Here is a 20,989-nt window from a genome sequence, read left to right on the forward strand (position 1 = left end):
GTAGGCAACTTGCCTGACGCAGCTCCGATATACGGACGCGTCACGCTGAACAGCGTACGGCCGTGCGGGTGCCGTAGACCGGCCGGGGCGCGCCATGTCGCCCCGGCCGGTTGCATGTCCGGGACCGGTGAGCCGGTCCCGGACAGCAAAGGTTCGGGCTCCGCCGCCGGTCAGCCCGTCGCCAGGCCCAGGGACCGCTTGAGGAAGTCCACCTGGAGCAGCAGCAGGTTCTCCGCCACCTGCTCCTGCGGGGTCATGTGCGTCACACCGGACAGCGGCAGCACCTCGTGCGGCCGGCCCGCCGCCAGCAGGGCCGAGGACAGACGCAGAGTGTGGGCCGCCACCACATTGTCGTCGGCCAGACCGTGGATGATCATCAGCGGGCGATGCGCATCGGCAGGATCGGACAATCCGTCGTCGGTCACCAGCGAACTCGTCGCATACGTTTCCGGGGTGCGGCCCGGATCGCCGAGATAGCGCTCCGTGTAGTGCGTGTCGTACAGCCGCCAGTCCGTGACCGGAGCGCCCGCGATGGCCGCATGGAAGACATCCGGCCGACGCAGTACCGCGAGCGCCGCCAGATAGCCGCCGTACGACCAGCCGCGGATCGCCACCCGCGTCAGATCCAGCGGATACGACTCGGCCAGCCCCGACAGAGCGTCGATCTGGTCGTCGAGCGTGACCGTGAAGTCGCCGCGGATCGCCTTCTCCCAAGCGGGGGAGCGACCGGGCGTGCCCCGCCCGTCCGCGACGACCACCGCGAAGCCCTGGTCGGCGAACCACTGCGAGGTCAGGTGCGCGTTGTGCGCCGCCACGACGCGCTGGGCGTGCGGGCCGCCGTACGGGTCGAGCAGCACGGGCAGCGGGCCCTGGCCCTCCGCGTAACCGGTGGGGAGCAGGACGGCGCACGGGATCCGGCGCGTGCCCCCTTGCGTGAGCGTCACGCGCGGGGTGAGTACCGGACGCTCCGCGTACGACGCCACGGTCGCCACCCTCTTGCCCTCGCGCAGAACCTGCACATGCGCGCCCGGGGCGTCGAGCGTCGCCGAGACGAGAACCGTCACACCGCCCGAGCGCACCGCCGAATGCACGCCGGGCTCCTGCGAGACGCGCTCCACGCCGAGCTCGTTGACGCGGTACACATGCACCTCGCCGGTCTCGGGACCGGCCGCCGCGTCCCCCGCCGACGCCGAGACCAGCACATCGTCGCCCGTCACGTCGAGCACCGCGCGGACATGCAGCTGCGGCCCCGTCAGCGGGCGCTCGCCCACCGCCAGCACCCGCGCCCCGCCCTCGTCGGCGATCCGCACCAGCTGCCCGCTCGGCGACCAGCACGGCACACCGGCGAACAGCTCCAGCCAGCCCGTGTCCCCTGCGGCGCCGTCCGCGTGCACCATGCGCGTCGACCCGTCGTCCGGGTTCACCGCCAGATACACCTGGCTGAGCTGGTCGCGCGCCTGCACCAGCAGCAGCGGCGCCCCGGACTCCGACCAGTGCACCCGCGCCAGATACGGGTGGCGGGCGCGGTCCCACACGACCTCGGTGCGCGAGCCGTCCAGGCCGAGGACGAAGAGGCGCACCTCCGCGTTGTCCGTACCGGCCGCCGGATACGCCACGCGCGCCGGCTCACGGTCCGGTTGCGCCGGGTCCGCGATCCACCAGCGCCGTACGGGGGCGTCATCCACCCGCGCGACCAGCAGCCGGTCCGAGTCCGGCGACCACCAGAAGCCGCGCGAACGCGCCATCTCCTCGGCCGCGATGAACTCCGCCAGGCCGTACGTCACGGTGCCGGACTCCGGTTCCGCGAGGGCCCGGTCGTCGTCGCCCTCGGCACCCACGACGCGCAGTGCGCCCCGGACGACGTACGCGACGTGCCGTCCGTCCGGAGACGGGCGCGGGTCGATCACCGGTCCGGGGACGCGCAGTTCGCGGGCCGTGCCGGCGCGCAGCTCCGCGGTGAAAAGCCGGCCCGAGAGCGCGAACGCCGCCAACTCCACGGCCGTGTCGGTCGCATAGCCGACGATGCCCGCCGCGCCCTCGCGGCTGCGCTCGCGGCGCGCCCGCTCCTCGGCCGAGAGGCGCTCCGTCGCGCCGCCCAGCAGCACCGCCGGATCGGCGGCGACGCGCTCCCCGCCGTCCGCGACATCCAGGACCCAGAGAAGGTTCGCCCGTTCGGTACCGGAACGGGAGCGCAGAAACGCGACGTGGGACCCGTCGGGCGCCACCGTGAAGGCGCGCGGCGCTCCGAGCGAGAAGCGCTGCGTACGGGCATGCTGACGCGGAAATGAGACAGGCTCGGTGGTCATCCTCCGAGCCTAGGCCGACAGGGCCTGGTCCATGCGCCCCCTCGTGCTGCCGTGCTCCGATCCATGACCGCGAATGCATAGTTATGATCCATAGCGCCGGACGGGAGCCACCGGATCTTCCCCATGCCGGTGATCGTGCTGACCGTACACACGGCCGCGGTGATCAAGGCGCGGGACGAGTTCTTGGGAGGTGGGCCGCCGTGGCACTCTCGATTTCGGCGGTGGTGCTGCTGGCGATCATCGTCTTCATTCTGGTGAAGAAGTCAGGCCTCAAGGCCGGGCATGCGATCGTGTGCGTGCTCCTGGGCTTCTACCTGGCGAGTTCCTCGATAGCGCCCACGATCAGCGAGCTGACCACCAATGTGGCCGGGATGATCGGCTCCATAAAGTTCTGAGCCATCCGCCTGCCTCTTTCCGTTGCGGCGCCCTCGATCGTTCCGTCACACCGCCCTCGTAGTCTTGGGCGCATGACGGACCTGCCCGCCCCCAAGCTCTCGGCGCCTCCCCCGAGCTCTCGGCTTCGCTCGAGCAGGGGGAACTCCCACGAGCAGGGGGGACCCCTACGGCGTCTGCTGCTCGTGCATGCGCACCCCGACGACGAGTCGATCAACAATGGCGCGACCATGGCCAAGTACGCGGCCGAGGGCGCCCAGGTCACGCTCGTGACCTGCACCCTCGGCGAGGAGGGCGAGGTCATCCCGGCGGAGCTGGCACATCTGGCGCCCGACCGCGACGATCTCCTGGGCGAGTACCGGGTGCGGGAGCTCGCCGCCGCGATGTCCGAGCTGGGCGTCACCGATCACCGCTTCCTCGGCGGCGCCGGGCGGTACCGCGACTCGGGAATGATGGGCGCCCCGCAGAACCGGCGGCCGCACTCCTTCTGGCAGGCCGACGTCGACGAGGCCGCGGCCGCGCTGGTCGAGATCATCCGCGAGGTCCGCCCGCAGGTGCTCATCACGTACGACCCCGACGGCGGGTACGGCCACCCCGACCACATCCAGGCGCACCGCGTCGCGATGCGCGCCGCGGACCTCGCCGCCGAGCCCGCCTACCGCCGGGACCTCGGCGAGCCGCACACCATCGCGAAGATCTACTGGAACCGGGCCCCGCGTTCCGTGGTCGAGGAGGGCTTCGCCCGCCTGAAGGACGCGCTCGCCGAGCTGCCGTTCCCGGCCTCCGCCTCGGTCGACGACGTGCCGGGCGTGGTGGACGACGACGTGATCACCACGGTGATCGACGGCGGCGGCTTCGCCGCGGCCAAGGCGGCGGCCATGTGTGCCCATGCCACGCAGATCGAGGTCGTCGAGCCGTGGTTCGCCCTGTCGAACCGGCTCGCACAGCCGCTGTCCGCGGCGGAGTACTACGAGTTGGTGCGGGGCGAGCGGGGCGAGCGGGGCGACGGCGTCTCCGGCGGGTCGCCGGAGACGGATCTGTTCGCCGGCGTGACTGAGGCGGGAAAGGGTGCTGCCTGATGGGCGCGACGGGAAAGCCGGGAGAGGGCAGGTCCCGGGCGGGCAGGCCGGGGGTGAGCAAGTCGGCTGCGGGTGAGTCCGGGGCGGGCAGGTCCGCAGCGAATAGGTCCGCTGCGGGCAAGTCCGGTTCCGCGGCGGCCGGTTCGGTGGGTTCGGGTGGCGCCGACGGGAGCTATCTCGCCCAGCCGCCGAGGCCGGGGCGCGTGGGGGCCTACGCAGGGCTGTTGGTGCTCGGCGCACTGGTCGGTGCCGCCGGGGCGCTCGTCCAAGGGGCCTGGTTCCCGGGCGGGTTGCTGCTCGCGCTGGCCGGTGCGGCGGGGCTGTTCCTCGGCGGGGCGCGCGCGACCGGCACCAGAGGCGGGGCCCTGGCGTCCGCCGCCGGGTGGCTGGTTGCCGTCATCCTGCTCACCGCGACCCGTCCCGAAGGGGATTTCGTCTTCGCCGCGGGATCCGGCTCCTATCTCTTCCTGCTCGGTGGCATCGCCGTCGCTGTGATGTGCGCCACCCTTGGGCAATCCCGGCAACCTGACGGCCCACCTGCCCGACTTGCCAAGTGACGTACCACTTCGTCGTATCAGGAGGGGGCCCGGGCCGCACTTCTTTCCTCCGCGGTCGCGGGTTACCGGCCGACAGCGGCCAGTATGGTGGTGCCGCCGCCGAGCCTCCCCCCAGAGCACCATCGAGACGGGCGGCGGAGCCAACCGGGAGAACCTGCCTTGAGTCGTGAAACTGACACTTCGTCCTCCGGGCCCCAGGGGCGCGGCGGAGCCGCATATCCGTCGGGCACGCCGCCGTACGGGATTCCCGTCCAGGGCGCCGCTCCCGAGGAGGGCGCCGACGCCCCTGCGCGGCCCGAGGAGCGCAAGACCGAGACGACGCTGACCACGCGGATCAGAATCAACATCCCGGGTTCGCGGCCCATTCCGCCCGTCGTCATGCGGACACCGGTCTCCGACGCGGAAGCGGCGGCGAAGAGTGGGAACGGCCCGTCGGGCCGCACAGAAGACACCGAGGGTGCGGGGCGTCCGCGCAGCGGCGCGGGCGCGTCCGCGCCGGGCAGCGCCTCGTCCGGGTCGGCTGCCGGGTCCGCCGCGTCCGGGTCCTCGGCGCCGTCCGGTTCGTCCACCTCCGCTGCGCCTTCCGCGCCGGCGGAGGAGAAGACCAGCGACTGGTTCGCGCCGCGCAAGCCGGCCGCGGGCCGTGGCGGCGGCACGGGTGGCGGCTCGGCCAACTCCCGTACGACGCCCGACGGCTCCGGCCCGCAGGGGCCAGGGGCCGGTGCGGGCACGGGACTTGGTGCCGGTGCGGGTCCGAGGCCTGGGACCGGGGCAGGCGCGAGGCCTGGGACCGGGGCAGGCGCGAGGCCTGGGACCGGGGCTGGTGCGGGGCTTGGGGGCGGGGCCGGACTTGGCGCCGGTGCGGCCGCCACCGGTGGTGCCGGGCGCGGACCCGGGTCCGCGGGCGCCGGTGCCTCCGGTGCGGCGGGCGCGGGACTCGGTGCCGGACCGGGACGTTCCGGGCCGTTCGGCTCCGGGCCCTCGACGCCTGGCGCTTCGGGTGCGGCGGGCCCGGCCGGTCCGGGTGGCCCCGGCGGTCTCGGTGGCCCCGGTGCGGCGGGTCCGTCCCGGGCTTCCGGCCCGGGTGCCGGAGCAAACGGAGGCGGTTCATCGCTCGGGCCCGACCAGCAGCGCAGCGGCCTTCCGTACTTCTCCGACGGCGGCAACGGCCGCGGCCCCGCCGGCCCCACCGGTGGCCCCGCGACCGGCGAAGGCCCCCTGTTCGTACCGCCGGGGGACCCCGCACCGCCGAGCCCGCGCATGAGCGACGACACCGCGATACTCACTCCCCAGCGGCCCGCGCCCGTACCGGGTCCGGGTGGTCCGGTAGGTCCCGGTACCGGAGTGCCGGGTATCCCGGACCACGTCTCCGGGCACACCGTCACCAGCGGCATCCCCGTCGTGCCCCCGGCGTCTACCTCTCCGTTCGCGCCCGGCGGGCACCCCGACGGGCCGGTGCCGCAAACCGCCCCGAGGCCGCCCGAGCCGACCGGGCAGGCCGCTGCGCCTCCCAGGAAGAAGGGGCGCAGCAAGCTGGTGCTCATGGCCGTCGCCGTCGTCGGTGTGGCCGGTGTCGCGTACGGCGCCGGGCTGCTGATGAACCGCTCCGACGTGCCCAAGGGCACCACGGTGCTCGGCGTCGACATCGGCGGCGGCACCCGCGACGAGGCCGTCAAGAAGCTCGACGACGCCCTGGGCGACCGTACGACCAAGGCGCTCCAGCTGTCGGTGGACGGCGAGAAGGTCGCACTCGAGCCGGATCAGGCGGGTCTGCGGCTCGACAGCCAGGCCACGGTCAGCGCCGCCGCGGGCAGTGACTACAACCCCGTGTCGGTGATCGGCTCGCTGTTCGGCGGCGAGCGTGTCGTCGACCCGGTGATGCCCGTCGACGGGGAGAAGCTGCATGCCGCGCTGGAGCGCGTCGCGGGCAGCTCCGGCTCCGTGACCGAGGGCACGATCAAGTTCCAGTCGGGCAAGGCCGTCGCCGTCTACGGCAAGGCCGGCAAGGGCATAGAGGCCGCCAAGGCGGTGACGGCGGTCGAGGAGGCGTACCGCGCCCAGGTGGAGACCGGGCAGACCAACCCGGTACAGCTCCCCACCACCACGCGCCAGCCCACCATCACCAACGCCGAGGTCGACCGCATGATGAAGGCGTTCGCGAAGCCCGCGATGTCCGGACTCGTGACGGTGCAGACCGATGCGACGCACTTGGTGAGTTTCAGCCCGGAGCGTTCGATCTACAAGTTCCTGAGCGTGCGGGCGGTCGACGGCAAGCTGGTCGAGCACTACGACCTCCAGGTGCTCAAGAGCCTGTACGGCAGCGCCTTCGACGGCGTCACGATCACCAAGGGCAACGGCAGCAAGAAGGCGGTCAGCCCGCAGGACGTGGCATCCGCGCTCGGTCAGGCGCTGCGCGGGAAGACGGCCGCGGCACGCGTGGTGACGATCCCGACGAATCCTCAGTGATGGGCCCTCGGGCCGGGGCGGCCCTCGCCCGGTGCGTTGACGTCAGTTGAGCATCGCCCGGGCCGCCCGGGCCTGGCCGCGGATGCGGTCGGCTGCCGGCTCGTCGACCGCGGCCACCACGTCCGCGTATGCGTCGAGTTCCTTGGCGCCCGTGAGGAAGTCGCCGCGCTGGACGAGGAGCTGGGCGTGTTCATGGCGTAGGCGGGCCGGGTGGGACGGCAGGAGCAGGGACAGCTCGACCGCCCACAGCGACACGTCCGAGCGCTCGGGGCGGGCGGCGGCCCAGGCGCGGATGTTGTTCAGGATGCGCAGGATCACATCGAGCGGGTCGGCGGGCGCCAGCATCGACGGGTCGAGCGGTGCGCCGGTGGCGCCTGCCACCAGCAGTTCGGCGTCGGGGCCCGTCAGCACTCGGCCGCCGTCGAACGGATCCGCAAGCACCTGATCTTCGGGTGGGCCGAACCCCACGACGAAGTGGCCTGGCAGCGCCACCCCGTACACCGGTGCGCCCGCCCGCCGGGCGACCTCCATCCAGACCACCGACAGCAGGATCGGCAGGCCACGGCGGTGGCGCAGGACCTCGTGCAGGAGCGAGGACTCCAGGCGCTGGTAGTCGCCCGGCGTGCCGCGGAAGTCGCAGCGGCGGCCGAGCAGCTCGGCGAGGGCGGCGGCCCAGGAGCGCGAGCCGCCGGGCCGGAACGGCAGCAGTCCGGCCAGCCGGTCGAGCTCGATCTGAGCCGCGTCCATGCCCGCCTCGTCCAGCGTCGGGTCGGCCTCCGCGGCCACCAGCAGACACAGCAGCGACAGATCCGGCCGCTCGGCCCGCACCTCCTCGGCGAACCGCCGCCGCCCTTCACTGACGTGCTCTGCGCGCATATGTGCCTCGTGCCCTCTCAGGGGGCGTTCGATACGGGGGCTGGTCTTCCGCGGGCGCCGCCGTCACGTCGCGTCGGGCGCCCGATAGTGGTGGTACGAGTGGTGCGTAGAGAACCCCAGATCGTCGTACAGCGCCCGCGCACCCTCGTTGTCGTCCTCCACCTGCAGCCACGCGGCAGACGCCCCCTCGTCCAGGGCCCGGCGGGCAAGGGCCGCCATCACTGCGGTCGCCAGACCTTGGCGCCGGTGCGCGGGATCCACCTCGACCGCCATGAAGCCCGCCCAACGGCCGTCCACCACACAGCGGCCGATCGCCGCGGGTACCTCCCCGGCTGCACCGGGTACGTACGCGAACCACACAGAGGGGCCGCCGGCCAGTACCGCCCGCACATGGGGCCCCGGCACACCAGTCCGCTGGTAACGCCGGAGCCACCCCTCCCCGGCCTCGTCGAGCGAGCGCGCCAGCCGCACCCGCGCCACCGCGTCATCCGCGCCCGCGTCCGCGATCGGCGCCAGCGGCGCGATCCGCAGCAGCGCGGTCACTTCACGGACCCACCCACGCCGCTCCAGCTCGGCGCAGAGCACCTCCTGCGTGCCCTCCGCGCCGGTGGCCGTCTGGATGTACGCGGGCAGCCCCCGCTTCCCGTACCAGTCCTGGACGTACGAGAGCGCCTCGTCGAGCGGCATGCCCGGATCGCCGGCCGGCAGGACGGAGTTCGCGCGCCGCGTGAATCCGCCGGCCGCCCGCAGCTCCCATCCGCCGAGCCGCTCACTCTCCACGGGTGGCCAGGCCCGCGCGGTGACCCGCGCCAGCTCCTCGTACGACGCCGCAGGACCCCGTCGACGCGCCGGAGCGGACGGCACCACCTTCGCTGCGACCAGGGAGGATTCCGGGATACGGACGCTCTCTCCGGTCCGCCGTGTGATCACCAGCACACCCTCGTCCCAGGATGTGAGAACGCCGACCGTGTCGGTGAACTTCTCACCCTCGGCAGCGTGTTCCTCCAAGCGCCGTACCGATACGCGTTTGCCCACGTCAGAGGCGGAAATACGGACCTCGAGCCGACCGCCCGCCATGAATTCCACAGCTGTGTCCACCCCTCCTGTTCGGATCATGCCCAGGAACGGAGATACTAGGTGCGGGCATCGACGACGCCGCGCTCCCGCGCGCCAGGCGGCGGAGCCTGAAGCGGCCCGCCAGCGCCCTATCGAGGAGGAACGACAGCGTGACCTACGTCATCGCGCAGCCTTGTGTCGACGTGAAGGACAAGGCGTGCATCGAGGAGTGCCCGGTCGACTGCATCTACGAGGGCTCCCGGTCCTTGTACATCCACCCGGACGAATGCGTCGACTGTGGTGCCTGTGAGCCGGTCTGCCCGGTCGAGGCGATCTTCTACGAGGACGACACTCCGGAAGAGTGGAAGGACTACTACAAGGCGAACGTCGAGTTCTTCGACGAGCTCGGCTCGCCCGGCGGCGCCAGCAAGCTCGGCCTGATCGAGCGCGACCACCCGTTCATCGCCGCGCTGCCGCCGCAGAACCAGTAAGCGGCCCGCTGGGAGGATCGATCCCAGCCGTCGCCGAAGGAGCGTCGCCTCGGTCCCGTACGGTCGCCCGCCGTGCGGGACCGAGGCGTTTGCCCGTATGCGCAGCGCACACAGCGCACATACGGAAGGCAGGTACGGAACGTACGAACGTACGAGAAAGTGAGCCCGATCCCCGTGTCCGCAGTCTCCGACAGGCTTCCCGCCTTCCCCTGGGACAAGCTCGAGCCGTACAAGGCGACAGCCGCCGCGCACCCCGGTGGCATCGTCGACCTGTCCGTCGGCACCCCGGTCGACCCGGTTCCGGAGCTGATCCAGAACGCCCTGATCGCGGCCGCCGACTCCCCGGGCTATCCCACCGTGTGGGGCACGCCCGAGCTGCGGGACGCCCTTACCGGATGGTGCGAGCGTCGCCTGGGCGCACAGGGCATCACGCACCACCACGTCCTGCCGGTCGTCGGCTCCAAGGAGCTCGTCGCCTGGCTGCCGACGCAGCTCGGCCTGGGCCCCGGAGACAAGGTCGCGTACCCCCGGCTCGCCTACCCGACGTACGAGGTCGGCGCCCGCCTGGCCCGCGCGGACCACGTCGCCTACGACACGGAGACATTTGCGGCTGCCGCCGCGGGCACCCAGCTGGACCCCACCGGCCTGAAGCTGCTCTGGCTCAACTCGCCCTCGAACCCGACCGGCCGGGTGCTGGCCAAGGACGAGCTGACCCGCATCGTCGCCTGGGCGCGCGAGCACGGCATCCTCGTCTTCAGCGACGAGTGCTACATCGAGCTGGGCTGGGAGGCGGACCCGCTGTCCGTGCTGCATCCGGACGTGTGCGGCGGCTCGTACGAGGGGATCGTCTCCGTCCACTCACTGTCGAAGCGCTCGAACCTGGCGGGCTACCGGGCCGCGTTCCTGGCCGGGGACCCGGCCGTGCTCGGCGACCTGCTGCAGATCCGCAAGCACGGCGGGATGATGACGTCCGCGCCCACCCAGGCCGCCGTGGTCGCGGCGCTCGGAGACGAGCGCCACGTCCACGAGCAGCGCGAACGGTACGCCGCGCGCCGTGCCGCTCTGCGCGACGCCCTGCTGAGGCACGGCTTCCGCATCGAGCACAGCGAGGCGAGCCTCTACCTGTGGGCCAGCCGCGACGAGTCCTGCTGGAACACCGTCGCCCACCTCGCCGACCTCGGCATCCTGGTCGCCCCGGGCGACTTCTACGGCCCAGCGGGCGACCACTTCGTACGCGTCGCGTTCACGGCAACGGACGAGCGAGTGGCGGAGGCGGTACGGCGCCTGGGCTGACCGGTCCCGTTGTGGGCAGGCGTTCCGCCTGGGGCGGACGCGAAGGGGTCCAGGAAGCCTCAAGCTTCCTGGACCCCTTCGCGTAAAAACCGAGGCGCTCAGCCGAGCGGCAGCTCGGCACCCGGCAGCGGCACTGCAGGCAGGCCCGCCGTGGACCCAACGGCGTCCCCGACCGCCCCCTCCGCCTGCCCCACAACGGGCGCAACGGTGGACTCGGCAGCAGGCGCGACGGACTCGACGGCGCCGGCGTCGAGCGCGGTCAGCCCGCTCAGGCTGGGCGCGGCGGTGGGAAGGTCAACGGCGCTGGCGGAGCCGGCCGCACCGACCACGGGCGCCGCTCCCGCAGCGACGAGCAGCGCGGCACGGGCGATCCGACGGGTCAGAGGGAGGGACATGGTGCTCCTTAAGAACGGAAGAGAAACGTCGAGGAGTCCCGGCCGGTTCGGCGGGCCGATCCGCTTGATCGCCCCCGGCGCTCGGACGCAGTGACTACCGCTCGAAGACCGCGAAGGTTGCGGTGACCCAACGTAAAGAGTTGGCAATGCGTCGCATTATCGGCTCGGGATAAAAGCGGGCAAATCATTACTATCCGAACCCGCTGCTGATTCCTTACTCCGCTGTGTTCTCAAGGGTGTCGGCCGTCGGTGCGATCGCAGGCCAAAGCATCTGCGGGACGTGGCCGGAGCGCCCCTCACGGGTGAGGGTCCGAACTACTGGCCGCACACGATGCGAACCTCGTCGACGGCCTTCCCGCCGCTGCCCGCGGTGCGCTGACCGGCACCGTCGGAGGTGTCGCCGAGCGCGCTGTCGCCGGCCGACTCCTCCGTGCGCCACCCGTCCTCGGAGTCCTCGGCGGTCCACACCCGGCCCGCATACGAGACCCGGTCGATACCCAGCGCGGACGCGTTGGCCACGGCCCAGTGCGCGAGCTCCCAGCCGCGCCGCTGGGCGGCCCCGCCCGCGGACGACGCGGTCGAGGCGACCGGCACGACCACGGTGCCGCTCTCGCGGGCCGACGGTGACGCAGACGGCGAGGCTGCGGCTCTGTCCGACACGGTCGCGGCGCTGTCCTGCAGCACGTCCGTACCGAAGTCGCGTACGAGGGCCGTGCGCACCCGCGACGGGTCGGCGGCCTCGGTAGCCGGACCCGTCGTGCAGGTCAGGGACGCGGCAGCGCGGCCGGTCAGCGCGGCCGCCAGCAGCGTGGCATCCGGCTCGTGCTTCGCGTACGCCTGTGGATAGCCGCTGCGCTGCACGCGCTGCGCGGCGACCGTCAGCGGGAGCCGCGAATATCCAGGGACCTTGGCCAGGTGCTCGTAGAACTCTCCCGCCGAGTAGGCCGGGTCCATGATCTCTTTCGGCGTCCCCCAGCCCTGCGAGGGCCTCTGCTGGAACAGGCCGAGCGAATCCCGGTCGCCGTGGCTGATGTTGCGCAGCGCGGACTCCTGGAGCGCGGTGGCCAGCGCGATCGTCACCGCCCGCTCCGGCATGCCGCGCGAGGTGCCGACCGCCGAGATCGTCGCGGCGTTCACCGCCTGCTCGGGGGTGAGCTCGTACGGCGCCCCGTCGCCGTCGCCCGCGACGACCTCGCAGCGCGGAGCGCCCCGGTCCCCGTAGAGGTACTGCACGATCAGATAGGCCGTGAGCGCGAGAAGGGTCGCGACAGCCATGCCGATACGCAGGAGGCGGCCGCGCCGTACGAGGGTGGGTGGCTGTGACACGCGTACAAGGTACTGGAGAGTCACAAGGGGGCTGACGGGCCGGTACCGGAGAGTCACGAGGGTGCCGACAGGCCGGTCACGCCCTGGGCGTTAGGGTCACAGCATGGACAGCACCCCGCTTGACCTCACGCTGGATGCCGCGAAGCTCACCGCTCAGCTCGTCGACTTCCCGTCCGAGAGCGGCCAGGAGAAGCCGCTCGCCGACGCCGTGGAGGCGGCGCTGCGTGCGCTGCCGCACCTCACGGTGGACCGGTACGGCAACAACGTGGTGGCGCGTACGCATCTCGGACGCTCGGAGCGGGTGATCCTCGCCGGGCATATCGACACCGTGCCGATCGCGGACAACGTGCCGTCCCGGCTCGACGAGGACGGCGTGCTGTGGGGCTGCGGAACCTGCGACATGAAGGCGGGCGTGGCGGTGCAGCTGCGCATCGCGGCCACCGTGCCCGAGCCCAATCGTGATCTGACGTTCATCTTCTACGACAACGAGGAGGTCGAAGCCCATCTGAACGGCCTGGGGCATGTGGCTGACGCCCACCCCGACTGGCTCGAGGGTGACTTTGCGATCCTCCTCGAGCCCTCCGACGGGCAGGTCGAGGGCGGCTGCCAGGGCACGCTGCGCGTCCTACTGAAGACCAAGGGGGAGCGGGCGCACTCGGCGCGCAGCTGGATGGGGTCCAACGCCATCCACGCGGCCGCCCCGATCCTCGCCCGCCTGGCCGCGTACGAGCCGCGTTACCCCGTGATCGACGGGCTCGAGTACCGCGAGGGCCTCAACGCCGTCCGTATCGAGGGCGGCGTGGCCGGCAACGTCATTCCTGACGAGTGCGTCGTCGCCGTCAACTTCCGGTACGCGCCGGACCGCAGTGAGGAAGAGGCCCTTGCACATGTGCGCGAGGTCTTCGCGGACTGTGGTGTCGAGGAGTTCGTCGTCGACGACCACAGCGGCGGCGCGCTGCCCGGCCTCTCGCACCCGGCCGCGGCGGCCTTCATCGAGGCCGTCGGCGGGACCCCGCAGCCCAAGTACGGCTGGACCGACGTCTCCCGCTTCAGCGCCCTCGGCGTCCCCGCCGTCAACTACGGTCCCGGCAACCCGCACCTGGCGCACAAGCGCGACGAGCGCGTCGAGACCGCGAAGATCCTCGCGGGCGAGGAGCGCCTGCGCGCCTGGCTGACGGCCTGAGCGGTCCTCGCCGGGCCGCGGGCCATCCCGGGGCCAGTCCCCCGGGGCCGACGGGGGTCTGTACCCGGGGCCGACCCTGGTCTGTGCCCGGGGCCGACCGGGGTCTGTCCCTTGGACTGACCGTGGCCCGTCCCCGAGGTCCGTCCCCGTGGTCCGTCCCTGGTGTCGCTCCGCAGTTCGTCGGACATGCCGTGTTACGGCATTCGTAACACCCGTGGACCTACGCTGATACGGCAAGACCGTCAGCGGAAGGGGACGTACATGGGGAGTCCGGAAGGGCAGGGTCCGCCACCGGAGGAGCAGCGCCTCGGGCCGGTGGTGCGGCGACGGCAGCAGGTCAAGCCCGGCACGACCGATCAGCGGCTGCTGGACACCGTCGGCGATTCCGACTGGGTGCACACCGATCCGTGGCGGGTCATGCGCATACAGTCGGAGTTCGTGGAAGGCTTCGGCGCCCTCGCCGAGCTTCCCAGCGCGATCAGCGTCTTCGGCTCTGCGCGCACACGACCGGGCGAACCCGAGTACGAGGCCGGTGTACGCCTCGGCAAGGGCCTCGCCGAGGCGGGTTTCGCGGTGATCACGGGCGGCGGGCCCGGCGCGATGGAGGCCGCCAACAAGGGAGCGCGGGAGGCGGGCGGCATCTCCGTCGGCCTCGGCATCGAGCTCCCCTACGAGGAGGGCCTGAACCCGCACGTCGACATCGGCGTCAACTTCCGCTACTTCTTCGTCCGCAAGACGATGTTCGTGAAGTACGCGCAGGGGTTCGTGGTCCTGCCCGGCGGGTTCGGCACCCTCGACGAACTGTTCGAGGCGCTCACCCTCGTCCAGACCCGCAAGGTGACCCGCTTCCCGATCGTCCTGTTCGGCTCGTACTACTGGGGCGGACTCGTCGACTGGCTGCACAACACGGTGATCTCGCAGGGCAAGGCGTCCCAGCGCGATCTGCTGCTGTTCCACGTCACGGACGACGTGGAGGAGGCGGTGGGGCTGGTGACGAAGGAAGTGGGCCGCTGAGCTCAGGCGAGCCCTCGGCGGGCGACCGCCGGGGGCCGGTGGCCCGCGATGGACGCCACCATGTCCAGCACCTGCTTCGTCTCCGCCACCTCGTGCACGCGATAGACCTGGGCGCCCAGCCACGCCGAGACGGCCGTCGTCGCCAGGGTGCCCAGGACCCGCTCCTTGACCGGCTTGTCGAGGGTCTCGCCGACGAAGTCCTTGTTGGACAGCGAGACGAGCACGGGCCAGCCCGTCTCCACCATCTCGCCCAGCCGGCGCGTCGCCTCGAGGCTGTGCCGGGTGTTCTTGCCGAAGTCGTGCCCCGGATCGATCAGCACCGACTCGCGAGGCACCCCCAGCGCCACCGCCCGCTCGGCCAGACCCAGGGTGACCTGCAGGATGTCGGCCATCACGTCGTCGTACCCGGTCCGGTGCGGGCGCGTCCGCGGCTGCACGCCCCCCGCGTGCGTGCACACCAGGCCCACGCCGTGCCGTGCCGCGACCTCGGCCAGCTTCGGGTCGACTCCGCCCCACGCGTCGTTCAGCAGATCCGCGCCCGCCCCGCAGACCGCCTCGCCGACCTCGTGCCGCCAGGTGTCGACGCTGATGATCACGTCGGGGAACCGCCTGCGCACCTCGGCCACGAAGCCGACCGTGCGGCGCGCCTCCTCCTCGGCCGAGACCTCCTCCCCGGGACCGGCCTTTACCCCACCGATGTCGATGATGGCAGCGCCCTCTGACACCGCCTGCTCTACGCGGGCCAGTGCGGGCTCGTCCCGGAACGTGGCGCCCTGATCGTAGAAGGAGTCCGGGGTCCGGTTCACGATCGCCATGATCACCGGCTCGTGCGCCTCGAACTCGCGCCTGCCCAGCCTGAGCATCCCCTGTGACCCTCCTGATCGGATTTCCCTGTTCGGCCGCCTGCGACCTTAACTGTCAGCGTCGCATGGCACGATCGGACTCTGACGGTTTCGAGGCCTTGGCTTCGTGCCGGCGGTGTCTGCGCAGGCATTCCGTTCGGGACATTCCGCTCGGAACATTCCGAGCGGGCTTTTCGTACGGATATGTCGTACGAGCGGTTATGGGCAGTACGAGCAGTATTCAGCAGTCGGCATCGGAGCGTGGGGGCCCGGAGAGATGGTCTTGTTCTTGTTCTTGGTCATCGCGCTCGTCGTGGTGGTCGCGGCGGTGACGCTGGCCGTCGTGGGCGGCGGCGACAGCGCCGCGCTGCCGGAGGCGCCACCCGAGCGGCTCGCGGACCCGCTGCCCCCGGACCGCCCGGTGGGCCGCGCCGACGTGGAATCGCTGCGCTTCCCGGTGACCGTCCGCGGCTACCGCATGGCGGACGTGGACGACGCGCTGGGTCGCATCGGCGCCGAGCTGGCCGAGCGTGACGCGAGGATCGAGGAGCTCGAGACGGCGCTGGCCGGCGCCCGCACACGTTCCGCCGGCGGGTTCGCAGAGCCCTCCAACGGGTTCGCTGAGCCCTCCGGCGGATTCACTGGTCCTGGCGGGTTCGCAGAGCCTTCCGGCGGATTCGCGCGCCCCGGCGGTCGCGCAGGCTCCGGCGGCCCCGGCCTGTCCGAGCCGTACGGATCCGGGCCCGATCCGTACGGCGCCAAGGCCCCCGAGGACACCCCCGGCCGTCCGACGCCGGAGGACGACCGATGACCGGCGCCGCGCTGGCAGGCCCCGACGGAGTGCTGCGCTGCCCCTGGTCCCTGTCCGCCGAGGAGTATGTGGCGTACCACGACGAGGAGTGGGGCCGCCCGGTCCACGGCGACGACGCGCTGTACGAGCGGCTGTGCCTGGAGGCGTTCCAGTCGGGGCTGTCGTGGATCACCATCCTGCGCCGCCGCGAGGGTTTCCGCGCCGCCTTCGCGGACTTCAAGATCGCATCGGTGGCGGCCTTCACGGACGCCGACCGCGAGCGCCTGCTCGCAGACCCGGGCATCATCCGCAACGGCGCCAAGATCGACGCGACGCTCGCCAACGCGCGCGTGCTCGCCGACTGGCCCCTTGGAGAGCTGGACGCCCTGATCTGGTCGTTCGCACCGGATCCGGCGTCCCGCCAGGTCCCGCGCTCCCTCGCGGACGTCCCCGCGGTCACGGACGAGTCGACGGCGCTGTCCAAGGCCCTCAAGAAGCGCGGCCTGCGCTTCATCGGCCCCACTACGGCGTATGCGCTGATGCAGGCCTGCGGCCTGGTCGACGACCACCTGGCGGACTGCGTCGCGCGAGGTGGGTCCTTCAGCCCGTCTGGGGGCACCTCCTGGGGGCACCCCCAGCGTTAGCTGGGGGCTTGAGGGCGAGCCCGAAGGGCGATCGGGGGTCTGGGGGCAGAGCCCACCCACCCAGTTTCGGGACGGGGTGGGATCGGGGAGAGCCCCACACGCCCTCAGCCACCCACCTGCCTAGCGACCGAGATACGTCGGCTTCGCCTTCTGCACGAAGGCCTGGACCGCGATCGCGTGGTCCTCGGAACCGCCCGCCCGGGTCTGGAGCTCGTCCTCCTTCTCCAGCGTCTCGTCGAGCGAGTGGGACGCCCCGTACGCGACCGACTCCTTGAGCGCGGCATACGCCAGCGTCGGGCCCTCGGCCAGCGCCCGGGCCACCTTCTGGGCCTCGGCGGCCAGGTCGGCCGCCGGTACGAGGCGGCTCGCGATGCCCAGCTCGTACGCCTCCTGCGCCTTGATGGTGCGGGGGAAGAGCAGCAGATCGGCGGCGCGGCCCGGTCCGACGACCCGGGGCAGCGTCCAGGAGACGCCCGAGTCGGCGGTCAGCGCGACCCCGGCGAAGGAGGTGTTGAAGCTCGCCGTGTCCGCTACGACGCGGTAGTCGGCGGCCAGGGCGAAGCCGAAGCCGGCGCCGGCGGCGACGCCGTTGACGCCCGCCACCACGGGCTTCGGCATTCCCGTGAGGGCCCGGACGATGGGGTTGTAGTGATCCCGGACCGTATTCATGGTGGCGCCCGTGCCCGCCTCGCGGTCCGCGGCCAGCAGGCCGATGTGCTCCTTGAGGTCCTGGCCGACGCAGAACGCCCGGTCCCCGGCGGCCGTGAGCAGCACGGCGCGGACCGCCTCGTCCCGGGCGGCCGACTCGGCCGCGTCCCGGAGGGCGGCCTTGGTCTCGGTGTTCAGCGCGTTCATCGCCTCTGGGCGGTTCAGCGTGATCGTCGCGAGTCCGTCGTGCACTTCGTAGAGCACAGTGTCGGCCATGGCGGGCCCCTCCTGGTAGCGGCTCGGGCGTCGTTCTCGGCGCCCCAGGACAGCATGTCGGAGATCATCCGGCGTGGGCATGTGACCTGGGTCAAAGAATTCCGCTCCGGCCGAACGCGCGATTCGGAGCAGTATCGCAACCACATCGCCGAATTGAGTGGTTTTGCGAAAGTGCGTTGCCCAAGCGATGCCTACCGATGTTGGTCATCGGGTCCTGAGATGCGGGATAATGGCCTGGAAGCAATGTGTTCGAGGCCGGTGAGGCGTGCCCTTCGTGGGCCGACGGCTGACGATGAGCGGTTTCAGGAAGGGGAACGAGCATGGCGGCCATGAAGCCGCGGACGGGTGATGGCCCGCTCGAGGTGACCAAGGAGGGGCGGGGCATCGTCATGCGCGTTCCGCTCGAAGGCGGCGGACGGCTTGTCGTCGAGCTGACCCCGGACGAGGCCGACGCGCTCGGCGACGCCCTCAAGAAGGTCGTCGGCTGACGTAGAACGCCCGCACCTTTTTGCAGCTGCCCCGGCATCGTACGTCGTGCCGGGGCGGAGCTGTATCAGGGGTCTTTCCTATTTCTTGACCGCTATTTCTTGACCGCGCAGAGCAGCCCGTCGCCCACCGGCAGCAGCGAAGACACCAGGTCCTGGCTCTCCCTCACCGCGCGCAGCAACTCACGCTGGCGCAGCACCTCGGCCGGCTGCGGGCCGGGGCCGATCGTCCGGCCGTCGGAGAAAACGCCCTCGAAACAGACGAGACCGCCGGGGCGCAGGAGCCGCAACGATTCAGCGAGATAGTCGAGGTACTCCATGCGGTCGCCGTCGCAGAAGACGAGGTCATAGCCGCTGTCCGCGAGCCGCGGCAGTACGTCGAGGGCGCGGCCGGGGATGAACCGGGCCCGGTTGCCGGCGAAACCGGCGGCGCGGAAGGCCTGGCGGGCGAACTGCTGGCGCTCAGGCTCGGGGTCCACCGTGGTCAGAACTCCGTCGGAGCGCATCCCGTGCAGCAGATGGATTCCGGACACGCCGGTCCCGGTGCCGATTTCGGCCACGGCCTTGGCGCCCACGGTGGCGGCGAGCATCCGCAGCGCGGCGCCCGTGCTGGGCGACACCGGGCGCAGCCCTGCGTCCTGGGCCCGGTCGCGGGCCCAGAGCAGTGCCTCGTCCTCGGCGACATAGGCGTCGGCGAACGCCCAGCTCGTCTGCCGGTAGCCGGTAATGGCCCTCTCCTGTCCCCGTAGTTGCCTGGCCGTGACTGTAGCCGTTGGCCCCGGGAACCCGCAGATGGGACCGGGCGTTTAGAGGGGTGGGAAGGGAACGGGGGGCAAGCGGATGGATCAGGACGGCAAGCAAGTCCAGACGCAAGACCAGAAGCGCACACCAAATTCACGGAAAAGCGCTTATACGGAGCTAACGGGCGAGGTGGCTATGGTAGGGGCTCCACTGGACACCACCAGAGCCGACAGGGGAGGTGCGGCTGCGCCTGTGGATCGGAGAAGAGCGTTTCGGCGCTTTCTCAGGTCGGCGGGTGAGCCGAAATCCGTGATTGACACCGCTGACCGATTCCGCACCCAGCCCTTCAAGGGCATGGGAGGTGCGTCCACCGCTGAATCCGCTCAGACCGCGACCTTCGCCGCCGACGCGGATTCCCAGGCGTGGACCCCGCCCACCTGGGAGGAGATCGTCAGCACCCACAGCGGGCGGGTCTACCGGCTGGCGTACCGTCTGACCGGGAACCAGCACGACGCCGAGGACCTCACCCAGGAGGTCTTCGTCCGCGTCTTCCGCTCCCTGTCGACATACACGCCGGGCACCTTCGAGGGCTGGCTGCACCGCATCACGACGAACCTGTTCCTGGACATGGTCCGCCGCAAGCAGCGCATCCGGTTCGACGCCCTCGGCGAGGACGCGGCGGAGCGGCTGCCCAGCCGCGAGCCCACTCCGCAGCAGGCCTTCCACGACACGCACTTCGACGCCGATGTCCAGCAGGCCCTGGACACCCTGGCGCCCGAGTTCCGCGCCGCCGTCGTGCTGTGCGACATCGAAGGCCTGTCGTACGAGGAGATCGCCGCGACTCTGGGCGTCAAGCTCGGTACCGTCCGCAGCCGGATCCACCGTGGCCGCTCGCAGCTGCGCAAGGCCCTCAAGCACCGGTCGCCCGAGGCGCGTGCGGAGCGTCGCTCCGTCGCCGCGACCGCAGTCCCCGCTCTGGGGGGAGGGGGCGCGACCGCGTGAGTGGATCACGTCCGACCCCCGCAGAGCAGCATCTCGGAGACCGGCTCGCCGCCCTCGTCGACGGCGAGCTCGGCCATGACGCACGCGAGCGTGTGCTCGCACATCTCGCCACCTGTCCGAAATGCAAGGCCGAGGCCGACGCCCAGCGACGGCTGAAGAACGTCTTCGCGGAAGCCGCCCCTCCGCCGCCCTCCGAAACCTTCCTCGCACGCCTTCAGGGGCTGCCCGGAGGTGATGACAGCGAAGGAGATCCCTTCGGCGGGGGAGGCCTCGGGGGGAACGGAGTCTTCGGAGTAAGGCAAGGGGCGTCCTTCCGGTACGTCCCCTCGGCTGGCCACGCCGGGTTGCTCCCCGGCGAGGACCGTGGCTTCCGCATCCATGACGTAGGCCGTCACGACAGCCGCTCCGCGTCGCGCGGACGGCGGTTCGCCTTCGCCGCCGCCGGTGCGGTGTCGCTGGCCGCGATCGCGCTGGGCGGGGTGTCCGCGGGCGAGCCGGCGGGGACCGCCGACCCCCGTGGCGGATCGGGCCCCGGCTCCAATGTGACACCGGTCCGTACGCAGAGTGCGGGCGTCGTCGGTGCTCCCGATTCCCTGCGTCGCCGCAACAACGGTCCCCTGCTGGGGCAGGGACAGCGGCTGGGCGGTGCCCTCTCGGGTCCGGTGGACTCCACGGGGATCGGTGCCCCGCTGCTGCCCGGGCCGCCCTCACCGGCTTTCGGTACGGGGCTCGGCACAGGGCAGACACTGCACCCGCTCATGGCGCCGCTCATGGCCGGTGGCGCCGCCATGTCCCCGCTCATACGTCCGGTGCCGCCCGCCCTCATGGCGACGGCTGACGCACCCGCGGCGCTCATGGGCCCCACGAGTCCGGTGTGGGAGCTTGCCGCGACGCCGGTGCCGGCACCCTCGTCGACCGGTACGTCTACGGCACCCCTTGGCTGACCCCTGCTCTGCGCCACGGCACCTCTCGCTCTGAGTCCGGGCTCAACCTTGCTCTGCGCCGGGGCGCCTGAACCTGGTTGAATCGCGGGGTGGGCCGCGCCGGTATGGACATCGACGTGCGCGGAGTTGACGATTTCGGTCCGCGGTGATCACCGCGGCGCTGCCCGCGGACCGCCGCGGGC

20 protein-coding genes and 1 pseudogene are annotated in these 20,989 nt (G+C 71.7%); 13 read left to right on the forward strand and 8 right to left on the reverse strand.

Annotated features, from left to right (window positions below; translation table 11 throughout):
* Positions 1 to 170: 170 nt before the first annotated feature.
* Positions 171 to 2,306, reverse strand: a complete 2,136-nt coding sequence (locus ACSMXV_RS27050; RefSeq protein WP_473173833.1) for a S9 family peptidase — start codon at positions 2,304 to 2,306, stop codon at positions 171 to 173.
* 200 nt (positions 2,307 to 2,506) lie between these two features.
* On the opposite strand from ACSMXV_RS27050, the gene ACSMXV_RS27055 reads away from it, so the two are divergent.
* The 4 genes from ACSMXV_RS27055 to ACSMXV_RS27070 all read left to right on the forward strand — a co-directional run bounded on the left by ACSMXV_RS27055 (position 2,507) and on the right by ACSMXV_RS27070 (position 6,801).
* The gene (locus ACSMXV_RS27055; protein ID WP_181655317.1) at positions 2,507 to 2,701 is read left to right on the forward strand and encodes a hypothetical protein; all 195 of its coding nucleotides are present in this window, start codon (positions 2,507 to 2,509) and stop codon (positions 2,699 to 2,701) included.
* A 72-nt stretch (positions 2,702 to 2,773) separates the two neighbouring features.
* Complete coding sequence (mshB, locus tag ACSMXV_RS27060) at positions 2,774 to 3,778, forward strand: N-acetyl-1-D-myo-inositol-2-amino-2-deoxy-alpha-D-glucopyranoside deacetylase (protein WP_473173834.1); 1,005 nt, start codon at positions 2,774 to 2,776, stop codon at positions 3,776 to 3,778.
* Between the two features lie 146 nt (positions 3,779 to 3,924).
* Entirely contained in the window at positions 3,925 to 4,335 is a 411-nt protein-coding gene (locus ACSMXV_RS27065) for a DUF6113 family protein (RefSeq protein WP_473179076.1), read from the forward strand.
* 159 nt (positions 4,336 to 4,494) lie between these two features.
* A complete protein-coding gene (locus tag ACSMXV_RS27070; protein ID WP_473173835.1) occupies positions 4,495 to 6,801 on the forward strand; it encodes a hypothetical protein in 2,307 nt (768 codons plus the stop codon).
* A gap of 42 nt (positions 6,802 to 6,843) precedes the next feature.
* On the opposite strand, the gene ACSMXV_RS27075 is transcribed toward ACSMXV_RS27070, so the two are convergent.
* Both ACSMXV_RS27075 and ACSMXV_RS27080 read right to left on the reverse strand, forming a co-directional pair.
* Positions 6,844 to 7,677, reverse strand: a complete 834-nt coding sequence (locus ACSMXV_RS27075) for a transglutaminase family protein (protein ID WP_473173836.1) — start codon at positions 7,675 to 7,677, stop codon at positions 6,844 to 6,846.
* Between the two features lie 63 nt (positions 7,678 to 7,740).
* Entirely contained in the window at positions 7,741 to 8,763 is a 1,023-nt protein-coding gene (locus ACSMXV_RS27080) for a GNAT family N-acetyltransferase (RefSeq protein ID WP_473179077.1), read from the reverse strand.
* A gap of 140 nt (positions 8,764 to 8,903) precedes the next feature.
* On the opposite strand from ACSMXV_RS27080, the gene fdxA reads away from it, so the two are divergent.
* Together fdxA and ACSMXV_RS27090 are read left to right on the forward strand one after the other, a co-directional pair.
* Positions 8,904 to 9,224 carry a ferredoxin gene (gene fdxA, locus ACSMXV_RS27085; RefSeq protein WP_018089397.1) on the forward strand — a complete coding sequence of 107 codons (321 nt, stop codon included), beginning with the start codon at positions 8,904 to 8,906 and terminating at the stop codon, positions 9,222 to 9,224.
* 174 nt (positions 9,225 to 9,398) lie between these two features.
* Positions 9,399 to 10,517, forward strand: a complete 1,119-nt coding sequence (locus tag ACSMXV_RS27090; protein ID WP_473173837.1) for a bifunctional succinyldiaminopimelate transaminase/glutamate-prephenate aminotransferase — start codon at positions 9,399 to 9,401, stop codon at positions 10,515 to 10,517.
* A 98-nt stretch (positions 10,518 to 10,615) separates the two neighbouring features.
* On the opposite strand, the gene ACSMXV_RS27095 is transcribed toward ACSMXV_RS27090, so the two are convergent.
* Positions 10,616 to 10,912, reverse strand: coding sequence for an ATP-binding protein (locus ACSMXV_RS27095; RefSeq protein WP_473173838.1), 297 nt, complete (start codon positions 10,910 to 10,912; stop codon positions 10,616 to 10,618).
* Between the two features lie 315 nt (positions 10,913 to 11,227).
* Positions 11,228 to 12,187, reverse strand: coding sequence for a VldE C-terminal domain-containing protein (locus ACSMXV_RS27100; protein ID WP_473179078.1), 960 nt, complete (start codon positions 12,185 to 12,187; stop codon positions 11,228 to 11,230).
* Positions 12,188 to 12,341: 154 nt separating this feature from the next.
* Here ACSMXV_RS27100 and dapE point away from each other — a divergent pair, with 154 nt between their 5' ends.
* Positions 12,342 to 13,421, forward strand: a complete 1,080-nt coding sequence (gene dapE, locus ACSMXV_RS27105) for a succinyl-diaminopimelate desuccinylase (protein WP_473173839.1) — start codon at positions 12,342 to 12,344, stop codon at positions 13,419 to 13,421.
* 261 nt (positions 13,422 to 13,682) lie between these two features.
* Positions 13,683 to 14,435 (forward strand): LOG family protein, encoded by a 753-nt coding sequence (locus tag ACSMXV_RS27110; protein ID WP_473173840.1) that lies wholly within the window; start codon positions 13,683 to 13,685, stop codon positions 14,433 to 14,435.
* Between the two features lie 2 nt (positions 14,436 to 14,437).
* Here the strand turns inward: ACSMXV_RS27110 and folP are convergent, their stop codons facing one another.
* Positions 14,438 to 15,298, reverse strand: a complete 861-nt coding sequence (folP, locus tag ACSMXV_RS27115) for a dihydropteroate synthase (RefSeq protein WP_473173841.1) — start codon at positions 15,296 to 15,298, stop codon at positions 14,438 to 14,440.
* 256 nt (positions 15,299 to 15,554) lie between these two features.
* Between folP and ACSMXV_RS27120 the strand changes: the two are divergent.
* Together ACSMXV_RS27120 and ACSMXV_RS27125 are read left to right on the forward strand one after the other, a co-directional pair.
* Positions 15,555 to 15,872 (forward strand): annotated as a pseudogene (locus ACSMXV_RS27120) (DivIVA domain-containing protein); the annotation flags it as partial.
* Between the two features lie 212 nt (positions 15,873 to 16,084).
* Positions 16,085 to 16,711 carry a DNA-3-methyladenine glycosylase I gene (locus tag ACSMXV_RS27125; protein ID WP_473173842.1) on the forward strand — a complete coding sequence of 209 codons (627 nt, stop codon included), beginning with the start codon at positions 16,085 to 16,087 and terminating at the stop codon, positions 16,709 to 16,711.
* A gap of 120 nt (positions 16,712 to 16,831) precedes the next feature.
* Here ACSMXV_RS27125 and chcB read toward each other — a convergent pair whose 3' ends face one another.
* Positions 16,832 to 17,635 (reverse strand): 2-cyclohexenylcarbonyl CoA isomerase, encoded by an 804-nt coding sequence (gene chcB, locus ACSMXV_RS27130; RefSeq protein WP_473173843.1) that lies wholly within the window; start codon positions 17,633 to 17,635, stop codon positions 16,832 to 16,834.
* 320 nt (positions 17,636 to 17,955) lie between these two features.
* Here chcB and ACSMXV_RS27135 point away from each other — a divergent pair, with 320 nt between their 5' ends.
* The gene (locus tag ACSMXV_RS27135; RefSeq protein ID WP_003966491.1) at positions 17,956 to 18,123 is read left to right on the forward strand and encodes a DUF3117 domain-containing protein; all 168 of its coding nucleotides are present in this window, start codon (positions 17,956 to 17,958) and stop codon (positions 18,121 to 18,123) included.
* A gap of 92 nt (positions 18,124 to 18,215) precedes the next feature.
* Here ACSMXV_RS27135 and ACSMXV_RS27140 read toward each other — a convergent pair whose 3' ends face one another.
* Positions 18,216 to 18,914: an O-methyltransferase gene (locus ACSMXV_RS27140; protein ID WP_473179079.1), complete on the reverse strand. Its 699-nt coding sequence runs from the start codon at positions 18,912 to 18,914 to the stop codon at positions 18,216 to 18,218.
* 142 nt (positions 18,915 to 19,056) lie between these two features.
* Between ACSMXV_RS27140 and sigE the strand changes: the two genes are divergently transcribed.
* Both sigE and ACSMXV_RS27150 read left to right on the forward strand, forming a co-directional pair.
* Entirely contained in the window at positions 19,057 to 19,863 is an 807-nt protein-coding gene (gene sigE, locus ACSMXV_RS27145) for an RNA polymerase sigma factor SigE (protein ID WP_473173844.1), read from the forward strand.
* Positions 19,860 to 20,807: an anti-sigma factor family protein gene (locus ACSMXV_RS27150; protein WP_473173845.1), complete on the forward strand. Its 948-nt coding sequence runs from the start codon at positions 19,860 to 19,862 to the stop codon at positions 20,805 to 20,807. The genes sigE and ACSMXV_RS27150 overlap by 4 nt, the downstream gene beginning before the upstream one ends.
* Positions 20,808 to 20,989 lie beyond the last annotated feature (182 nt).

Source organism: Streptomyces sp. DSM 42067 (genome assembly GCF_055792885.1).

Excerpts from the sequence above, each read along its gene's own strand:
- ACSMXV_RS27050 (WP_473173833.1), bottom strand. The coding sequence starts at position 2,306 with ATGACCACCGAGCCTGTCTCATTTCCGCGTCAGCATGCCCGTACGCAG.
- mshB (WP_473173834.1), top strand. The coding sequence starts at position 2,774 with ATGACGGACCTGCCCGCCCCCAAGCTCTCGGCGCCTCCCCCGAGCTCT.
- ACSMXV_RS27075 (WP_473173836.1), bottom strand. The coding sequence starts at position 7,677 with ATGCGCGCAGAGCACGTCAGTGAAGGGCGGCGGCGGTTCGCCGAGGAG.
- ACSMXV_RS27095 (WP_473173838.1), bottom strand. The coding sequence starts at position 10,912 with ATGTCCCTCCCTCTGACCCGTCGGATCGCCCGTGCCGCGCTGCTCGTC.
- ACSMXV_RS27100 (WP_473179078.1), bottom strand. The coding sequence starts at position 12,187 with ATGGCTGTCGCGACCCTTCTCGCGCTCACGGCCTATCTGATCGTGCAG.
- dapE (WP_473173839.1), top strand. The coding sequence starts at position 12,342 with ATGGACAGCACCCCGCTTGACCTCACGCTGGATGCCGCGAAGCTCACC.
- ACSMXV_RS27110 (WP_473173840.1), top strand. The coding sequence starts at position 13,683 with ATGGGGAGTCCGGAAGGGCAGGGTCCGCCACCGGAGGAGCAGCGCCTC.
- folP (WP_473173841.1), bottom strand. The coding sequence starts at position 15,298 with ATGCTCAGGCTGGGCAGGCGCGAGTTCGAGGCGCACGAGCCGGTGATC.
- ACSMXV_RS27125 (WP_473173842.1), top strand. The coding sequence starts at position 16,085 with ATGACCGGCGCCGCGCTGGCAGGCCCCGACGGAGTGCTGCGCTGCCCC.
- chcB (WP_473173843.1), bottom strand. The coding sequence starts at position 17,635 with ATGGCCGACACTGTGCTCTACGAAGTGCACGACGGACTCGCGACGATC.
- ACSMXV_RS27135 (WP_003966491.1), top strand. The coding sequence starts at position 17,956 with ATGGCGGCCATGAAGCCGCGGACGGGTGATGGCCCGCTCGAGGTGACC.
- sigE (WP_473173844.1), top strand. The coding sequence starts at position 19,057 with ATGGTAGGGGCTCCACTGGACACCACCAGAGCCGACAGGGGAGGTGCG.